This is a genomic window from Polyangium jinanense (assembly GCF_028435265.1).
GTDB classification, from domain to species: domain Bacteria; phylum Myxococcota_A; class Polyangia; order Polyangiales; family Polyangiaceae; genus Polyangium; species Polyangium jinanense.
Map to the genome: position 1 here is coordinate 52,300 of NZ_JAGTJK010000043.1, position 16,824 is coordinate 69,123.

At 66.2% G+C, this 16,824-nt stretch carries 10 protein-coding genes; 7 read left to right on the forward strand and 3 right to left on the reverse strand.

Translation table 11 applies throughout. The annotated features are described in order from the left end of the window. Positions 1-26: 26 nt before the first annotated feature. A complete protein-coding gene (locus KEG38_RS41960; protein ID WP_272426260.1) occupies positions 27-2,894 on the reverse strand; it encodes an MYXO-CTERM sorting domain-containing protein in 2,868 nt (955 codons plus the stop codon). 422 nt (positions 2,895-3,316) lie between these two features. Here KEG38_RS41960 and KEG38_RS41965 point away from each other — a divergent pair, with 422 nt between their 5' ends. The 6 genes from KEG38_RS41965 (at position 3,317) to KEG38_RS41990 (ending at position 11,159) form a co-directional block, all read left to right on the forward strand. Continuing rightward, positions 3,317-3,853: a hypothetical protein gene (locus KEG38_RS41965; protein WP_272426261.1), complete on the forward strand. Its 537-nt coding sequence runs from the start codon at positions 3,317-3,319 to the stop codon at positions 3,851-3,853. Between the two features lie 52 nt (positions 3,854-3,905). Continuing rightward, positions 3,906-4,271 carry a carboxypeptidase-like regulatory domain-containing protein gene (locus KEG38_RS41970; RefSeq protein ID WP_272426262.1) on the forward strand — a complete coding sequence of 122 codons (366 nt, stop codon included), beginning with the start codon at positions 3,906-3,908 and terminating at the stop codon, positions 4,269-4,271. A 110-nt stretch (positions 4,272-4,381) separates the two neighbouring features. Then, the gene (locus KEG38_RS41975; protein ID WP_272426263.1) at positions 4,382-5,746 is read left to right on the forward strand and encodes a serine/threonine-protein kinase; all 1,365 of its coding nucleotides are present in this window, start codon (positions 4,382-4,384) and stop codon (positions 5,744-5,746) included. Between the two features lie 179 nt (positions 5,747-5,925). Beyond that, positions 5,926-7,854, forward strand: a complete 1,929-nt coding sequence (locus KEG38_RS41980) for a serine/threonine-protein kinase (protein WP_272426265.1) — start codon at positions 5,926-5,928, stop codon at positions 7,852-7,854. A 121-nt stretch (positions 7,855-7,975) separates the two neighbouring features. After that, positions 7,976-8,977, forward strand: coding sequence for a PEGA domain-containing protein (locus KEG38_RS41985; protein ID WP_272426267.1), 1,002 nt, complete (start codon positions 7,976-7,978; stop codon positions 8,975-8,977). A 1,156-nt stretch (positions 8,978-10,133) separates the two neighbouring features. Then, positions 10,134-11,159, forward strand: a complete 1,026-nt coding sequence (locus KEG38_RS41990) for a hypothetical protein (protein ID WP_272426268.1) — start codon at positions 10,134-10,136, stop codon at positions 11,157-11,159. Between the two features lie 1,065 nt (positions 11,160-12,224). Here KEG38_RS41990 and KEG38_RS41995 read toward each other — a convergent pair. Continuing rightward, positions 12,225-13,790 carry a hypothetical protein gene (locus KEG38_RS41995; protein ID WP_272426270.1) on the reverse strand — a complete coding sequence of 522 codons (1,566 nt, stop codon included), beginning with the start codon at positions 13,788-13,790 and terminating at the stop codon, positions 12,225-12,227. Positions 13,791-13,802: 12 nt separating this feature from the next. Next, positions 13,803-15,023: a GTPase domain-containing protein gene (locus KEG38_RS42000; RefSeq protein ID WP_272426272.1), complete on the reverse strand. Its 1,221-nt coding sequence runs from the start codon at positions 15,021-15,023 to the stop codon at positions 13,803-13,805. 156 nt (positions 15,024-15,179) lie between these two features. Between KEG38_RS42000 and KEG38_RS42005 the strand changes: the two genes are divergently transcribed. Next, positions 15,180-16,745: a serine/threonine-protein kinase gene (locus KEG38_RS42005; RefSeq protein WP_272426274.1), complete on the forward strand. Its 1,566-nt coding sequence runs from the start codon at positions 15,180-15,182 to the stop codon at positions 16,743-16,745. Positions 16,746-16,824: the final 79 nt, after the last annotated feature.

Below are 16,824 nucleotides of genomic sequence, written 5' to 3' on the forward strand. Positions count from 1 at the left end.
GCCGAACCGCGCAGGCGGCTCCTTGGCTAGCCTCGGCTCATGCGACGGCGTCGCAGCGGTCGTAGGAGCAGCAGCAATCCGGCGAGCGGCCATGCCGTGCGGGGGCCATCGCCGGCTTGACGGCATCCGCAGGCGCCCTCCTCCCCAATCGAATCGCCGCCGCCGCCCGACGAGGCCGTGCTGCTCGAGGACGACGTAACGTCGGTACCGCCAGAGCCAGCCGCTCCTCCTGCGCCGCCGCCGGTTCCTCCATTGCCACCGGAGCCACCGGAGCCGCCGGTTCCTCCATTGCCACCGGCTCCGCCCGCGCCACCGGTTCCTCCATTGCCACCGGAGCCACCGGAGCCGCCGGTTCCTCCATTGCCACCGGCTCCGCCCGCGCCACCCGCGCCGCCCGCGCCACCTGCGCCGCCTGCACCCGTCGGGTCATTCATGCAGACGCCGGCAACGCACATCCCGCCCGTGCAGGGCGTGCCGTCCGGCTTGGCAGGATTCGAGCACATGCCGCTCGCGGGAGCACACGAGCCCGGAAGATGGCATTCGTCGAGCGGCTCGCACGAAACGGGCGACATTCCCGTGCAGACCCCGCTCGCGCACGCATCCGTCTGCGTGCAGGCATTGCCATCGTTGCAGGTGCTGCCGTCCGGCTTCGTCGGATTCGAGCACACGCCCGTGGTCGGGTTGCACGTGCCTGCCAAATGGCACGGGGACGCCGCCTGGCAAATCACGGCGTTGGCGCCGACGCAGGCGCCGGCTTGGCACGTGTCGGTCTGCGAGCACGCATTGCCGTCGTCGCACGTGCTGCCGTCGGGTTTGGCGGGGTTATTGCACACGCCGGTGGCAGGGTTGCACGTGCCGGGCTGGTGGCAGGTGTCGAGCGCGGTGCAAACCACCGGATTTGCGCCCGTGCACGTGCCGGCCTGGCACGTATCGGTCTGCGTGCAGGGATTCCCATCATTGCAGGCGGCCCCGTTTGGCTGGGCCGCATCCGGCGGGCACGTGGTGGCGCTGCCATTGCAGGTCTCGGGGGCATCACAGGCCGACGCGGCCGCTCGGCACGTCGTGCCCGCCGCGACCGGGGAGCAAATGCCCTCCGCGCCCGGGACGTTGCATGCCTGGCAATCGCCGGCGACGCCGCCGCCGCAGGACGTATCACAACAATAGCCGTCGACGCAGAGCCCGTTCGGGCAATTCCCCCCGGCAGCGCACGGGACGGGGTTCGCCAGGGTGTAGATTTCAGCGCTCGTGGTGTAGCTCGTGTTGGGTGGATCCCCGCCGGCCACGAGCACGCCTCCGCTTTGCAGCAAGGTCGCCGTGTGGTAGCTCCGCCCGACGCTCATCGAGGCGGTCGTGCTCCACGCGCCGGAGTTCGGATCGTAAAGCTCGGCGCTGGCCGGGCCTGCGGCTCCGAGGCCGCCGCCCGCGACGAGGACTTTGCTGTTCGGCAGGAGCACCATGGTCGCCGCGGCGCGGCCGACGGCCATGGAGCCCGTGAGCGTCCACGAATTGGTGGCCGGATTGTACAGCTCGCAAAACGCGGTATAGTCGGTGTTGCCGCAGGTGATTGCATTGCCGTTATTGAGGCGCGCAGCACTATTGAAAGAATGCGGCACGTTGAGCATGCCCGCGGAGCTCCAGGCATTCGTCGCGGGATCGTAGAGCTCCGCGTTCTGCGAGCCCGTGCCCGAGCCGCCGATGGCGAGGACCTTGCCGTTCGCCAGCGTGACGAGCGCAAACGACGCGCGCGAGTCGACCATCGAGGGGCCCGTCGTCCAGGTATTCGCGACCGGGTCGTAGATCTCGGTGGCCTTCTCGTTCATGGAGTAATAGCCGCCGACGGCGAGCACGCGACCATCGCCGAGAAGCGCCGCGCGGTGGGTCGCTCGGTCCATTTTCATCGGCGGTGTCGCGGAAAACGTGCCCGTCGCGGGATTGTAGACTTCGCCGCCCGCGGAGCTGACCTCCCAGAGACCGCCGGCGATGAGCACCCGGCCATCGGCGAGCCTCGTCGACGTGTGGGCGAGGCGCGCGGCAATCATGGAGCCCGTGAAGCTCCAGAGGTTCGTCGCAGGGTCGTAAAGCTCCGCGAACTTGGTGGGCAGGTTGCCGGTCGTATACCCGCCGGTGACGAGGACCTTGCCATTCGTGAGCAAGGTGGCCGCGTGGCTGTCGCGCGGGGTGTTCATCGGCGCGACGGTGGTCCACGCCGGATCCACGAAGAGCGCAGCGCCCGGCGGGGCTTTGCCTTCCAGGTGGAGCGCGATCGTCGCGCCGTCGAGCGAGAGGCGCACGGAAACCGGCGCTCCGCCCTCCGCGAAAGCGCGCGGCGCCGTGACGTGTACACGCGCGCGGCCCCGCTCATCGAAAAAATGAATTCCCGACGCGTCCTGCCGCGCCGTCGCCCCGTCCACGCGCCAGACCGCGAGCGGCGCGCCCTCCTGCGCGTGGTCAGCTTCGAGCGCGAGCCACTCCTCCACGCCGCCCGCGCTTCGCACCCATAACGACGTGCCGCCATGACGCGGATATGCTACGGCCGCGTCGACACCGAATGCATCGCCCGTGAGCCCTTCCTCGCGCACCGCGATCTCGAAGCCGTCCTGCGTGCGAAAGTGCACCACGCCTTCGCCTTCGCGCGGCAGCGTGACCCGCAAATCGTCCCATGTCCCGAGAGACCGCGGCGGCGACCGGTGATAACCGTCCTCGCCGGCATCGAACGGGTCGGCCGAGAGCACCTCCCGGGCCTGCTCGGGAAACCGCGCCTCGAGCTTCGCGCGGAGCGGCGCGGCCTCTGTTTCGACGCCCCCGCCCGAAACCTCGTTCGCCTGCGGGAGCGGGCCGCCTTCATCGCAGGCCGTGGCGAGGGCGCAAAGCGCGATCCCGGACCAGGGCCTCATCCAACGTGCATTCGTCATTCGTTTTCGCATTCCATCCTCGTGCAGCAGCGTCCCCCCGGCTGGTTTGCTGGGAAGCTACATGGATGGCAGCGACAACGAAAGCCCCGAGGAAGGCGCGCAGCGCGGGACCCGCAGCTTGCTCCGGTGGGCGCGCCACCAAACGCTCGCGCTCGGCAGCGATGGGTGCGTGTACGTCGACGAGCACGCGAGCGATGCCGAGGTGCGCAAGGTGTTGCGTGGTTACGCCGCTCACCGACGAGGAAGCGGGAGCTACCGTCTCCGCCCGTGCATGCGTCCCTGCGGGTGCCCCCGTAAGCGGCAAGGTTCGTTCTCGGAACGTAGCCCCACTGCCGAGCGCAACCATCGTCCTAGCTCCCACTGGAACGAAAGCTGCACGAAAGCGTTGCAGCGCCGAGTCGACCGTGACGACCAGCCCCTCGGCCTGGAGAGAAGCGATGGACCCTGCAATCGTGCCGCTGTTTTACCTGTCGAGCTTCTCCGGCGCCATCATGGTGATCGGTGGCATCGTGATGCTTTACAAGCAGAAAATTTATATCGATCGAGAGACGAAGCAAGTCGCCGAAGTGCAGACCCCGCTAGGAACCTTCAAGACCAACATCCCGGCGCTGACGCTGTTCGCGCTCGGCTTCGTTCCGCTCATCTACCCCATATGGCGGCACGCAGAGCTCTCGAAACCTTTGCGAATCCTGGGTGCGGTACAATATGACAATGCGGCCATCGACGTCTACGCCGTGGTCAATACCGAAACGATTCGGGGGGGAAGTAAGTTCAGACTCGTCGTACCGAGTGTGGACAGAGACAGAGGAGAGTACAAGGTGCTGTTCATCAAGGACGCAACCCTGGTGAACACCGAGTTCATCGATCCCAAGAATTTTAAAAATGGCGAGTACGAGCTCCCGAAGGTATTGATCGACTCCCCTGAAAAGCCAATAAATTGACCGACCGAATGCTGCTCGAGCGACCTCTTCGTGATTGCCCGGACCATTGCACATGAATCAGAAGGGCAGAGTCATGATTGGAACTCGCAGACGGTTCGCCGCCGCGATCATCGTGCTCCTGGTATCGTCGAGCGCGGCTGCCGCGGATCTCACGTTGCGTGGCCGGATCGCGAGCCAAGACAAAGGTCAAGGTATCGCGGAGCTGAACGTCAAGCTCATACCATCGCAGCCCAAGCCGGCGTGGGTCAAGGTAACGAGCACAGCCAATGACGGGACATACCGGTTCCAGGATGTTCCGCCAGGAACCTACACGCTCGAGGTCTATCGCGGTGCCACCCAACTTCACAGTACCACGGTGACGGTGGACGAGAGCGGGGTCAAGGACGTGCATATCCAGGATATTCAGGTGGCGCCTTGAGGCAACGATAACGCCGCTCGCCCTCGCTGCTTGGCAGCCGACCTCGGCGCGCTTGTTGGCATCTGCACAGAACTTGTCGAGGAAGAGCCCCCGGTGTTAGGACGCGCCGGATGAAGTCCGGGGATCGACTCGGGAGCAAATACCGCCTTCTGCGCCAGCTTGGCGCAGGTGCCATGGGTGTCGTCTGGGAAGCCATACACGAGACGACCCAGCGGCGCGTGGCCATCAAGCTGCTCACCAAGCCCTCGGAGGACCTCCGTCACCGCCTGCTCCGTGAGGCCCGCATTTGCGGATCCATTGCGCACCGAAACGTCATCGAGATCTATGACATCGGGGAGACGCACGAGGGGGAGCCCTACCTCGTGATGCAGCTCCTCTCCGGCGAAACGCTCGCCGAGCTGCTTCTTCGGAAACGTCGACTTCCGCAGCCTCTCGCCGCCCAGATCGGGCGCGACATTGCCCGCGCGCTCACGGCTGCGCACGCCGTGAACGTCATTCACCGGGACCTCAAACCCGCCAATGTGTTTCTCCATCAAGAGGCCGGGGTCGAAGGGCTCGTCGTGAAGGTCCTCGATTTCGGGGTCGCAAAAAACCTCGCGGCGGTGAACGAATCCCTCGTGACGGCCGTCGGCGGCGCGGTCGGGTCTCCGGCGTACATGAGCCCGGAGGCCATCATGGCCGCGCGGGATCTCGACGCCCGCACGGACGTCTGGTCGCTCGGCGTCGTGCTTTTCGAGGTGCTCACGGGCACGCGGCCCTTTCCAGGAGGGGGGCAGGAGCTCGTCATTCGTATCGCGACCGGCAAGATCCCTCGCGTGTCGGAGATCCTGCGCCACGTGGAGCCGGCGTTCGACGACGTCGTGGCGATGTGCCTCGAGCGTGACCGTGCCAAACGTATTGCATCCGCTGCGGTGGTCGAGCGCCTGCTCCAGGCCTACGTGGGCCCCAACGATGCGTCGCGGATTCACGTCGGTCTCGCGGAGCGCGCCATGGCGCTTCCCGCGCCCGCCGCGGTGATCCCGGAGGTGCCGGCAAACCTCGAAACGACGATGCCATTGCCGGACAATGTCCCGGCGCCGGTCGCCCCGGCGCCCATTCTCCCGATGCAGCCTTGGACGGCGGCGCCGGCGGTGGATACGACGATGCCTTTGTCGCGCTCGTCGGCACAGGCGCAGCCGGCTGGGAAAGCAGGGACGGCGATTCTCGGGCCTGGGCCCGCGAAACCTGCCACGGGTCCCCGCGGAACCGCGCTGATGATCGACGCGCGTGCGGTGCTCGCGCAAGCACAACGCTCCGCCCCTCCACCGAGCCCCCCGCCGCCGCCATCCGTGCAGAACGTGGAGAGGTCTGTCGCAAGGTCGAGCATCGCTCCGGCGTCAAAAAAGCGGCGGCCCTCGCCCATCCTGGGCCTCGCCGTGAGCGCCCTCGTGGCCTTCGGCGTCGGTGTGGCCATCATCCTCGGTTTGGCGCGATAGATCACGCGCAGCGCCGCGCGGCTCCCCGCCCCGAACATGTGCTGTTGCTGAACGCGCGCCCAGACCAATGTGGCATCGTCTTGGGAACCTCAGAGGAAATCCATAGGTTCGTGAGCGGAGCAGGGCGGCAAACAAAATTCTTGTGACAGCGCTCGCTTTCATGGAATGATTGCAAGACCATGAAATCGGGCGACCTCCTCGGCGGCAAGTACCGGCTCGAACAGGAGATCGGCAAGGGCGCGATGGGCGCCGTGTGGGCGGCGTTCGACCACGCGACGAACCGCAGGGTCGCGCTCAAGCTGATCTTGCCGCAGCAAAAGGAGCACCTGACGAACGACCTGCGCCAGCGCCTGATGCGCGAGGCGCGGGCGTGCGGGAAGCTGCGGCATCGCAACATCGTCCAGATCTTCGACGTGGGCGAGACGCCGCAAGGAGAGCCGTTCCTCGTGCTGGAGCTCCTGCACGGGCAGACGCTCGGCGAGATGCTCAAGGAGAAGCGGCGCATCGAGCCGGCGATCGCGGCGCGCATCGCGGGAGAGGTCGCGAGTGGGCTCGCGGTCGCGCACGCCGCGCAGGTCATCCATCGTGATCTGAAGCCTGCGAACATCTTCCTCCACCGCGAGGAGGGCATGCCCGAGGACACGTTCGTCGCGAAGATCCTCGACTTCGGCGTGTGCAAGAATCTCGACTCGGTCGACAGCGTCGCGACGCAGACGGGCACGGCCGTGGGGTCGCCCGCGTACATGAGCCCCGAGCAGGTGGGGATGCGAAAGGATCTCGACCACCGCACGGACATCTGGTCGCTCGGGATCGTGGTGTACGAGATGCTCACGGGAGGGCGTCCCTTCGTGGGTTCGGTGCAGGATGTCATCCGGCACATCTTGATCACGCCGGTGCCGCCGCCTTCGAGCAAGGTGCGCGACGTGCCGCCGGAGCTCGATGCGATCGTGGCGCGCTGCACGGCGGGAAAGCGGGACGAGCGGTATGCGAGCACGGAGGAGGTGTCGCGGGCGTTGTTGATGCTCGCGGGCATGCCGCGACCGATGACACGCAAGGCGACGTTCACGGGCGTGGATCAGCCGATCCCGCAGGCAACGGGGCCGCAACGCAAGCCGACGTTCACGGGTGTGGATCAGCCGATCCCGCAGGCAACGGGGCCGCAGCGCACGCCGACGTTCACGCCGATGGACGCGACCGCGCCGCTGCCGGGCGCAATGCCGCGCGCGGGGATGGGCTCGACGCCCGAGGAGGACGACGAGAGCGACCTCGCAGCGACGCTGCCGCTGCAGGGGCGGATGCTGATGGACATGCGGCGCCGCGCGCCGCAGGCGGCGCGTGGGGAGGATGCGTCGACAGGGACGCAGCTCCTGCAGCCGAATCTGCCGGTCGCGTCTCCGGCGCCCGCGTGGAAAGAGGAGATGCAGCAGGCACTCGCGGCCCATCGGCAGTCGTATGTGGCGCTGGAAGGCGTGGTGCCGGAGCAAGCGTCGAACGGGCAGACGCAGATGGTGACCGAGGCGCACATGCCGCGGCTGCCGACGATGGATCCCTCGGGGACGACGTCGGCGGCGGGGGCACTCGCGCATGGCACGGGAGGGTATCCAGCGGCGCCGATGCCGATGATGGGGCCGGCGATGATGGCGGGGAGGCCGAAGCGAAGGAAGGGCGTGCTGTTCGGGGTGATGGGGGTCGGGGTGGCGGCGGCGATCGGGGTGGTTGGGTTGTTGCTGGTCAATGCGGGGAACGTCGATTCGGGCGGGGCGTCGTCGAACGGAGCCGGGGAGACGCCGGAGGCTGCGAGGAGCGCGGCGGCGGTGCCGGCGGTGCAGGAGTTGCCGAGGCCGCCGGTGAAGGTGGAGGTGACGGCGCAGCCGACGGCTTCGAGCGCGCCGACAGCGGGGCCGTCGGAGGCGGCGACGGCGGCGCCGGTAGTGACGGCTACATCCGCATCGGCACCCATGCCGCCGGCAGCGGCGACAGCCGCAACACCACACGCGCCGACGTCTACGTACACGGCGCCGACGACGAAACCGACGACGCAGGTGGCCAAGCCGGCGCAGAAGACGCCTGTTTGCACGGGCGTAGGGCTGTTTCGGAAGTGCAAGTAGGCGGGAAGAACGTGCGCGGAGAACGAGGCCTCTTGTTGGTGCGCACGAACTGCGGAACAATACCGTCGCAGGACACATGAAGACCGCACGGCGAAGCATGCTCAGGGCGACGATCTCCACGATGGTTTTGCTGGTAGCCGTGCCCGCGTCTGGGCAAGGCCCGACGGGGTCGACCCCTGCTCCCGTGCCGAGCGGCGCGTCGGCGCAACCCGCTGTCAACCCGCAAGTCAAGCAACTTTACGACGTCGGGATCAAGGCAGCGGAAAAAGGCCAGTGGGAGAAGGCGCGAGCCTCGTTCGAAGAGGCGTTCAAGCTGGATCCGAGGCCGAAAATCGCGGTGAACCTTGGGAACGCGGAGCTCGAGCTGGGTCGCTATCGTGACGCGGCGGAGCACCTCGAGTACTTCCTGCGGAACGACACGAGTGGCAACGCGGCGGCGCGCCAGCCGGTGCAACAGTTGCTCGACAAGGCGACGGCGCAAATAGGGACGCTGCGGGTGACGGTGGACGTCAAGGGGGCGGAGGTGCTCGTAGACGGACGAAGCGTCGGGCAGGCGCCGGTGGAGAGGCCGATCTTCGTGGAGCCTGGTAGCTACACGATCGAGGCGAGGTCGCCCGAAAAAACGCCGGTAAGCCAGAAGGTTGCGCTCGCGGCCGGGGCGAAGCTCGACGTGGACCTCAAGCTCGTGCCGGCGTGCGTCGAGGGGCCGAAGAAGGTCATCGAGGAGGAGCAGCCGTGGAAAAAGCCGTCGCTTTATGGAGCGGTCGGCCTCGCGGTGGTCGGGCTCGGGGTGGGGATTGGTTTCTCCGTGGCGGCAGCGATGAAGTCCGGAGAGTACGAGGACGAGATCGCGTACCTCCGGGAGAGGACCTTGACGACGGAGAAGATCTGTCCAGGCGGCGTCACGGATCCTCGCTGCCGGAAGATGGTCGAGCTTGGGGAGACGCAGAATACGTATGCCTACCTGGCGCGAGCCGGGTTCATCGTGGGTGGGCTCGCGACAGCGGGCGCGGTCGCGATTGCGCTCGTGAAGCCGAAGAAGACGACGGTAGACGAGACGAAGTGCAAGAACGTCGCGGTCACGCCGACGCTGGGTGGGCTCCTGGTGTCGGGTTGCTTTTGACGGTTCGAGGGTACGGAGGTCGTGCAGGATGTTGCGTCGGAATCGCCGGGCGCTCGTTTCGTTGAGCTTTGCGGGGTTGGTCCTGGGGTTCGGGGCCGCGGTGTTGCAGGGGGCGGGATGCACGGCGACCGTCGAGGTGGACGCGAACCAGGCGGGCGGATGTGACCCGGCGCGGGATGACAACAATCCTTGCACGGGCTATACGTGTATCGGTGGTGCCGCGGGGTTCCCTTCGCTGCCGGATGGGATACTTTGCAATTTTGGGACCAATGCAGGGAAGTGCGCATCGGGGAGGTGCAGGCTCGATTGCGAAGGCATGCCTGGCACTTGTATCTGTGCCGCCGAGTCGGATTGTCCCCTGGACACGGAGTGTATCCAGTATGCGTGCGGTGCCGACGACAGATGTGAGGCCACCGTTCTCGCTCAGCAAATCATGGGTGATTGCAAGGATGTGGTTTGCGATGCAGATGGGACGGCAACGACAAAGGAAAACGCAACGGACACGCCAAGCCCAGACGATCCTATCTGCTTTGTAGGCACGTGCGTCATGGGCCAACCGGTGGTGGAGCCCCAAGGCCCTGGGGAGGCCTGTGGAGGCGATGCGACGGGGGTCTGCGATGGCATGGGGGCGTGCGTCGAGTGTATCGAGAATGCGGACTGCAAACAGGGGGAAACTTGGCGCTGCTTCGACAACAAGTGCTTCAATTGCAACAATGGTTTGAAGGACGGAAATGAGATGGGAGTGGATTGCGGAGGCAACTGCGCGTTCCAATGCGATGGCGCAGACTGCAGCGATCCCGACCAATGCAAGAGTGGTTATTGCTCCGATGGCAAATGCTGCAACGAGGCATGCGGCGGCGATTGCCGAGCTTGCAACCTGCCTGGGAAGTTGGGCATCTGTTTCGATGTTCCCGCAGGTGACAAGGGCGACTGCGATAGCTCGGACGTCTGCGGGGCGAACAAGTCGTGCGGCGGAGGATCTCCAAACGGGGAAATGTGCGCGGTCGATAACAACTGTGCGAGCAAGATCTGCCAAGACGGAAAATGCAAACAATCTAACGGTACCGTTTGCATAGACGCTGCCGAATGCGCGTCCAGCAAGTGCGAGAACAACCTCTGCTCCCCCTGATCCGCTCCGCTCCCTGATGGTCTGACCGTGCCTACCCGCCATCACACCACGCTTCTCGCATCCCTCCTCGCCGGGAGCCTCCTCCTCCCCACCCTCCCCGCCCGCGCCGCCCCCACCGAAGCCGACCGCCTCGCCGCCCGCACCCTTCTCCTCGAAGGCCGCAAGAAGCTCGGCGCGGGCGACCCCAAGGGCGCGCTCCAGTTCTTCCAGAAGGCACACGACATCATGCACGTCCCCACCACGGGGATCGGTCTCGCGGATGCACACGCGCAGCTCGGACAGCTCGTCGAGGCCCGCGCGGTCATCATCGAGATCACGCAAATGCCCGTCAAGCCGGGCGAACCGGAAGCATTCACGGACGCGCGTCAACAGGCACGCGAGGCGCTCGAGAGGCTCGATGGGCGGATTCCCATGCTCGTCCTCCAGGTATCGGGGCTGCCCTTGCGCACTGTTGAGGCCGCGGTCGATGGGAAAGCGATTCCCTGGTCGGAGCTTGGTGCCCGGCAGAGAGTGAACCCGGGGTCGCACGAGGTCGTCGTCAAGGCGCCCGGGACGCCGACCTGGAAGCAAACCGTGACGCTGAATGAAGGAGAACGTACGCCCTTGGAGCTTCGGATCGAGCTCGGGGCGTCGACGCCGTCGGACGCGCCGTCAAAGGCCGGAGGGCCAGGATGGCGAAACATGACCCTGTGGGCCGGCATGGGGCTTTCCGCCGTGGGGGTCGGGCTCGGCATTGGCTTCTCGGTAGCGGCGGCCGGGAAAAACGCAGATGTTGAAGCCGAGGTGGAACGGCTCAGGCAGAACACCATGCAGGGGCAGTCCGTCTGCACGGGCCCCTCGGATCCTCGATGTTCGTCTCTGGTCGGGTTCGTGGACGACCGCGATGCTTACACGGGCGTCGCCATCGCCGGGTATGTCGTCGGTGGCCTCGCGGCAGCAGGCACGGTCGCGCTCTGGCTCACGAAGCCGAACGAGAAGAGCAGTGAGCAGGGAGCGGGAGCCGTGAGGATTGTCCCGTCCCTCGGAGGACTCGTCGTCGCAGGAACGTTTTGAGGGGACCATGAGAGGCAGCGGACGCGGAGCGACTTCGGAGCGACTTACCCTTGGCGCGGCTTCCCTTCTGGTCCTTGGGACGATGGTCTTCTTGGCGCCGGCCGGAGGGTGTGGCGCGGACATCGACACGTTGATCGCACAGGAAGGGACGTGCGAGCTGCTGCCGGAAGATGGCAATCCGTGCACCATCGACACCTGCGTGAGTGGAGTCGTGACGACATCTCCGGCCCCGGATGGAACGCCGTGCGCCCTCGGGCAGCACGCAGGGTTTTGCCTCGACGGTCAATGCGCGCCCAATTGCCAGACCGGAGAGATCCTCCCTCCCGTATTTCAAGCGCAGGGGGACTGTCAGGACAAGGTTTGCGTGGGGAATGGAGTCGCAACGACGCAGCCGAACATGGCAGACCTACCCATCCCCCCGGGGCCCTGTTATGTCGGCGTGTGCGACATGGATGGTCCAGGCGTGGAGCCGATCATCGCGGGGCAGCCGTGCACCGATGAGATCGTCGGTATTTGTGATGGAATGGGGGTGTGCGTCGAGTGTATCAACGACGCAGACTGCAAACAGGGAAACACTTGGCGCTGCTTCGAGAATAAGTGCTTCGGCTGCAACAATGGTGTGATGGACGGCAACGAGACAGGGGTCGACTGTGGGGGGAAATGCCTCCTCAAATGCGATGGCACCGATTGTGGCGACCTTAGTGAATGCAAAAGTGGCTTCTGCGCGGACGGGGAATGCTGCAATGAACAATGTGCTGACGGCTGCCGGGCGTGCGATTTGCCAGGAAAAGTGGGCTATTGTTTTGATGTACCGGCGGGTAACAAGGGCGATTGTGCTGACAGCAACGTATGTGGCATGAACGGGACGTGCGGTGGGGGAGCTCCGAACGGGGGGCAATGCTTAGTTAATTCCAACTGCGCGAGCGACATCTGCGTCATCCCAAGCGGCCAAACAACTGGGCTCTGCAAGCAACCTAACGGGACCGTCTGCTTGAACGCTGACGAATGTGCATCGGGCAAGTGCGTGAATAATCTCTGTTCACCCTGATCAGGTTTGACCATTCATCACAAGTTCGGATCTCCAATCGGCCCCTTCTTCGTCTTCCTCGTCGTCCCCGTCCCTGTAGCCTTCCCCGTTCCAGTAGGCTTCCCCGTCCCCGTCGTCGCCCCTGTCGGCTTCGGCCCGGTCGCCCCCGCCGAAGGCCCATCCACAATCACCGCCGAATCCTGCACCTTCCCGCTCGGCGCCACTGCCGGCACCACGGTCTCCGCCGGCTTGCTCGTCGCCACCACCGGCGCCGCACTCCCCACGCCGGCCCCCTCCTCCACCGGCACCGTCGGCGCCGACCCAATCCACACCGCCGCAATCCCCCCCATCACCGCAATCAACACCCCCACCCCAATCAACGTCGTAAACTGCTGCCTCCGCTGCTTCCTCTTCAGCTCCGCCGCCAGATCCACCTGCGGCAACCCCAACCCCGGCGCCGCCTCCGCCCTCTCCACCACCTGAACCAGCCCGCCGAGCCCCGCCGTCTTCGCCGCCGGATCCTCCCCTGCCGCCGGCACCTCCGCCGGCTGCGCCCACGGCCGCGCCCCTGCCTCCAGGGCCGCCGGCCTTACCGAACCGATCCCATTGCTCGTCGTCGCCGTCCCCGCACCGTGCCCTGTCGCCGCCCTATTCTGCTTTGCCTGCTGCTCCTGGACGTACCGCCAGTTCATCCGCAGGTCCGGGAGCTGCGAGACCCGTACCTCGTGCGCATTGAACAATTGCGCCGCGATCTCCGCCGGTTCCTGCGGCACCTGCTCCAAATACATCAGCACGACGTCCGCAGGCTCCTGCGTTGCTTCCCGGCGCGGAACAAACCGTACCGTCAACCCTCCGACCACGTCCTGCTCACGCCCATTGGAGATCGCCGTCCACTTGATGTCCGACTCCACGAGCACATTCGCGATCCGCGCCATGCAATACGCCAGCGTCGCGAAATCCACTCGGTCCGGATACACGATCACCACCCGCCGCGGCGGCGTCGAGTTCTCCACCGTCCACCGGAACGACAAACCGCTCGGCCCCGGCTTGTGCAGGTCCTCGAAATCTTCGAGGTACATCTTCAGCAAAGGCAACAGCGCGTCCTTGTTCTGCGCGTGCTGCACATACGTATGATACCAGCCGCTCCCCTCCGCCTGCGACTCCTCGTCCGGCAGGAGCTTCTGGTAAAACTGCACCGCCGTCCCGTAAATCGCCTCGCCGTCCAGGTGCCGGTCAACAATCGCCGCCGAATGGCAAAACGGCGGATCTTGCCTCCCTGCGTGATCCTTCGCTCCCTTGATGCGCAGGCCGAAAATCAGCGCGAGCCCACCGTGCCCCGGCTCGTATTGCGTGTCGTCGCGCGACAAGTTCCCGATCGCGAACGCGTACGCGCTCCCGTGCCGCGGCTCGATGTATTTCACGAGCCGCGAGAGGTGGCTGAAATGCTGCCGCGTCAGCGGCGCTTGCGGCACCTCGGGCCGGTAGATGAAGTCGATCTGATGACCCGGCACGTTCCCGTGGAGGAAATGGAACCAGGTCGCCCCGGAGGGCACCTTGTACGTCGGGACCTCGTATCCCGCAGTCACCACGTGCGTCTCGTCCATGTCCCCCTCCGCTCAACCCCTTCGAGGCGGTGGCTGGCGATTCAAGAGTGGCGCCGTGGCTTCCATCGGATTGAGGTCCTCGAGTGCCATCGTCCCCTTGACGTTCAGTTTGGCCCCGGGTCCCGGCCGCGCCCCGAAGTGTGGCGCGAGCGGCACCTGCGGAGCGGGCGCGTGCTGCGGAACCTGCCCGTAATGCTGGGGCGCCGGCATCTGCGGGTGCCCATTCGACGGCGGCGGCGCGTGCGGGATCTGCGGCGGGGGGAACCCCGGCTGTGATTGCGACGTGGGCGCATTCATCCCGGGCGTGACCGTCGAAGCTCGCGACCGGAACTCACTCTTCATGCGCTGCAAGAGCTGGAGGTCGTAGGCCGACTTCGGGAGGATCTGCTCGACGAAGTGCGAGAACAGGACGTGCGTCGAGTGCCCGTAGCTCGCGGACCCGACGAGCACCTTCACGTCGATCTGCGTCGCATATTGCCGCAGGCTGTCGATGAGCGGCGCGTAGAGCGCTTTCGCCTGCGCCTCCGCCTGCGCGGGTGAGCCGGGGATGAGGTCGCTCTTGTTGATGAAGAGCACCACGCTCTTGCACGACGCCACCGTCTTCGGGCTGAAGAAGTATTTCAACGCCTGCGGGTTGAACTCGTTGAGCTGCTCGCCGATGCGGTGCGTGTCGACCTGCTGCGCGTCCTTGCCGCCGAGGTCGACGACCATCAAGAGCCCGTGGATCTCCTCGATGATGAGCTCCTGCTGCGCGTCCACGATGTGCTCGCCGCCCCAGTCGTGCACCTCGAACACGTGCTCGACGAGCGTGTCCTTGTTCCGCACGTGACTCACGGTGCGCTCGTACCGCTCGATCTTCGTCCCCTCGATCGTCCCGAGATCCACGAGCGGGTTCGACCACTTCAGCGTGAGCGAGCTCTTGCCCGTCGCCTTCATCCCGAGCGTCAGGATCCGATAGATCTTCCGCTCGACCTTCGGCCGCTTCTCGAGCTCGCCCTTGTGCCAGTTGAGCTCCTCCTCCATGTGGTCGAGCCAGCCGATCTTCTTCTTGTTGTCGGCGTCGAGCGACGTGACCTGCACCTGGAGCTCGCGGTTCGCCGCGGCGAGCGATTGGTGCTTCATCTCGGCGGCTTCGAGCTCCTCCGTGAGCTTCGACGCGCGCATGCCGAGGACGATTAAGACGACGACCAGCGCCGTGATGATGATGCCGATGATGATGAAGACCGTCGTCATTCGCCCCTCGCGTCCGACATGGTTTGGCTCGTCGCATCAGATCATGCAGACCTGGTAGCGGGCAAGAAATCTTACCACGTATTGTTACATGGCTCGACTGGTACGCTACGATGCCCGTCATCGGCCGTATTGCCGGTACATCCGTCCTGACCAACGATGAAAGCTGGAAGCACGATCGGGAAGAAGTATCGCCTCGTCCGGGCCATCGGCGCGGGTACGATGGGCACGGTCTGGGCGGCGGAGGAGATCGGCACGCGCCGCGAGGTCGCGCTGAAGCTGCTCTCGAAGTCGACGCCGGAGCTCCGGCAACGCTTTCTGCGCGAGGTGCGGCTCTCGTCGCGCTTGTCGCACCCGAACATCGTGCGCCTGCTCGACGCGGGCGAGACGGACGACGGCGAGCCGTTCCTCGTGCTCGAGCTGCTCTCCGGCGAGTCGCTCGCCGACATGCTGAAGAGCAAGCGGCGCATCGAGCCGCCCGTCGCCGCGCGTATCGCCCGCGACATCGCGAACGCGCTCGAAGCGGCGCATCAAGCGAAGATCATGCACCGCGACCTCAAGCCCGCGAACGTCTTCCTGCATCACGAGCCCGGCGCGGCCGAAGGTGCGTTCGTCGTGAAGGTCCTCGATTTTGGCATCGCGAAAAACCTCGGACCCGGCGAGGAGACGCAGGCGACCATGACGGGCATGGTGGTCGGTTCACCCGGGTACATGAGTCCCGAGCAAGTCGCGCTGCGCGCGGACGTCGATCATCGAACGGACCTTTGGTCGCTTGGAATCCTGCTCTACGAGCTGCTCGCGGGCGTGCGGCCCTTCACGGGCTCGGTGCAGGACGTGGTGCGTCAGGTCCTCGTCGCGCCCATTCCTCCGCTTTCCGCGCGAGTGCGTGACGTGCCGCAGGAGCTCGAGGACGTCGTGATGCGGTGCCTCGAACGAGACCGCGACAAACGTATCGCGAACGCCGCCGAGCTCGTCGCGTTGCTCACGCCGCTCTTGGAGTCGAGCCGGATCTGGCGGGTGCCGTCGAGCGCCGCGATCCCCGTCGCGCGGGCTTCGCAGTCGTCCTCGCCCCTGCTCGTGGCGTCCGATGCGACGCCCGAAGGAACGGCATTCTTGCAGCCGAACACGCCTGCGCCCGACCCGCTGCCGCCGTGGCGACGCGAGATGCAGGAGTCGCTCTCCGCGCACCGTCGCAGCGGGGCGTTGACGGCAGGAATCCCCTTGCCTCCCGCCGAGGCCACGGCACCACCGATTACGCGCGACGAGACGGCGACGAGCAGCACGACGATCCATCGTCGCAGGCAGGGACGCGCGATCCTCGTCCTCTCGTTCGGGCTCGGCGCGGCGGCGATGCTGGCGCTGGTCGCGCTCGTCGCCGTGATTGGATTGCCCGGAAACGAGCCCGCCGCGCCCACGGTCGAGCCCTCCGTCGCGGCCGCCCCCGAAGCGGCAAGCGCGAAGCAAGCGCAAGAGCACGCGCCCACGCCAAAGACGACACCTTCGCCGCCTCCGCCGCCGCAAGCCCCCACGGCAACGCAGGAGCCTACGGCGATGGCGATGCCTGCGCTCACGGTCGCGCCTCCGCCCTCTTCGACGCTCGTGGTCGCGTCCGCGAAGGCCGCGCCGACCTACACGCCGCTCCCGCCGTGCACGCTGACGCTCCGCGTGGGGTGCAGGAACGTGTCGAAGCCGCCGGGGCGCAAGTTCGCGCCGTCGGGGCTCTGAGCGAGGACAGCGATCGTCGGTGCAGACGTGCATCGGGGACCTCGCGCGCGGGGACGAACCACAGAAGGCGCGTGAGGCG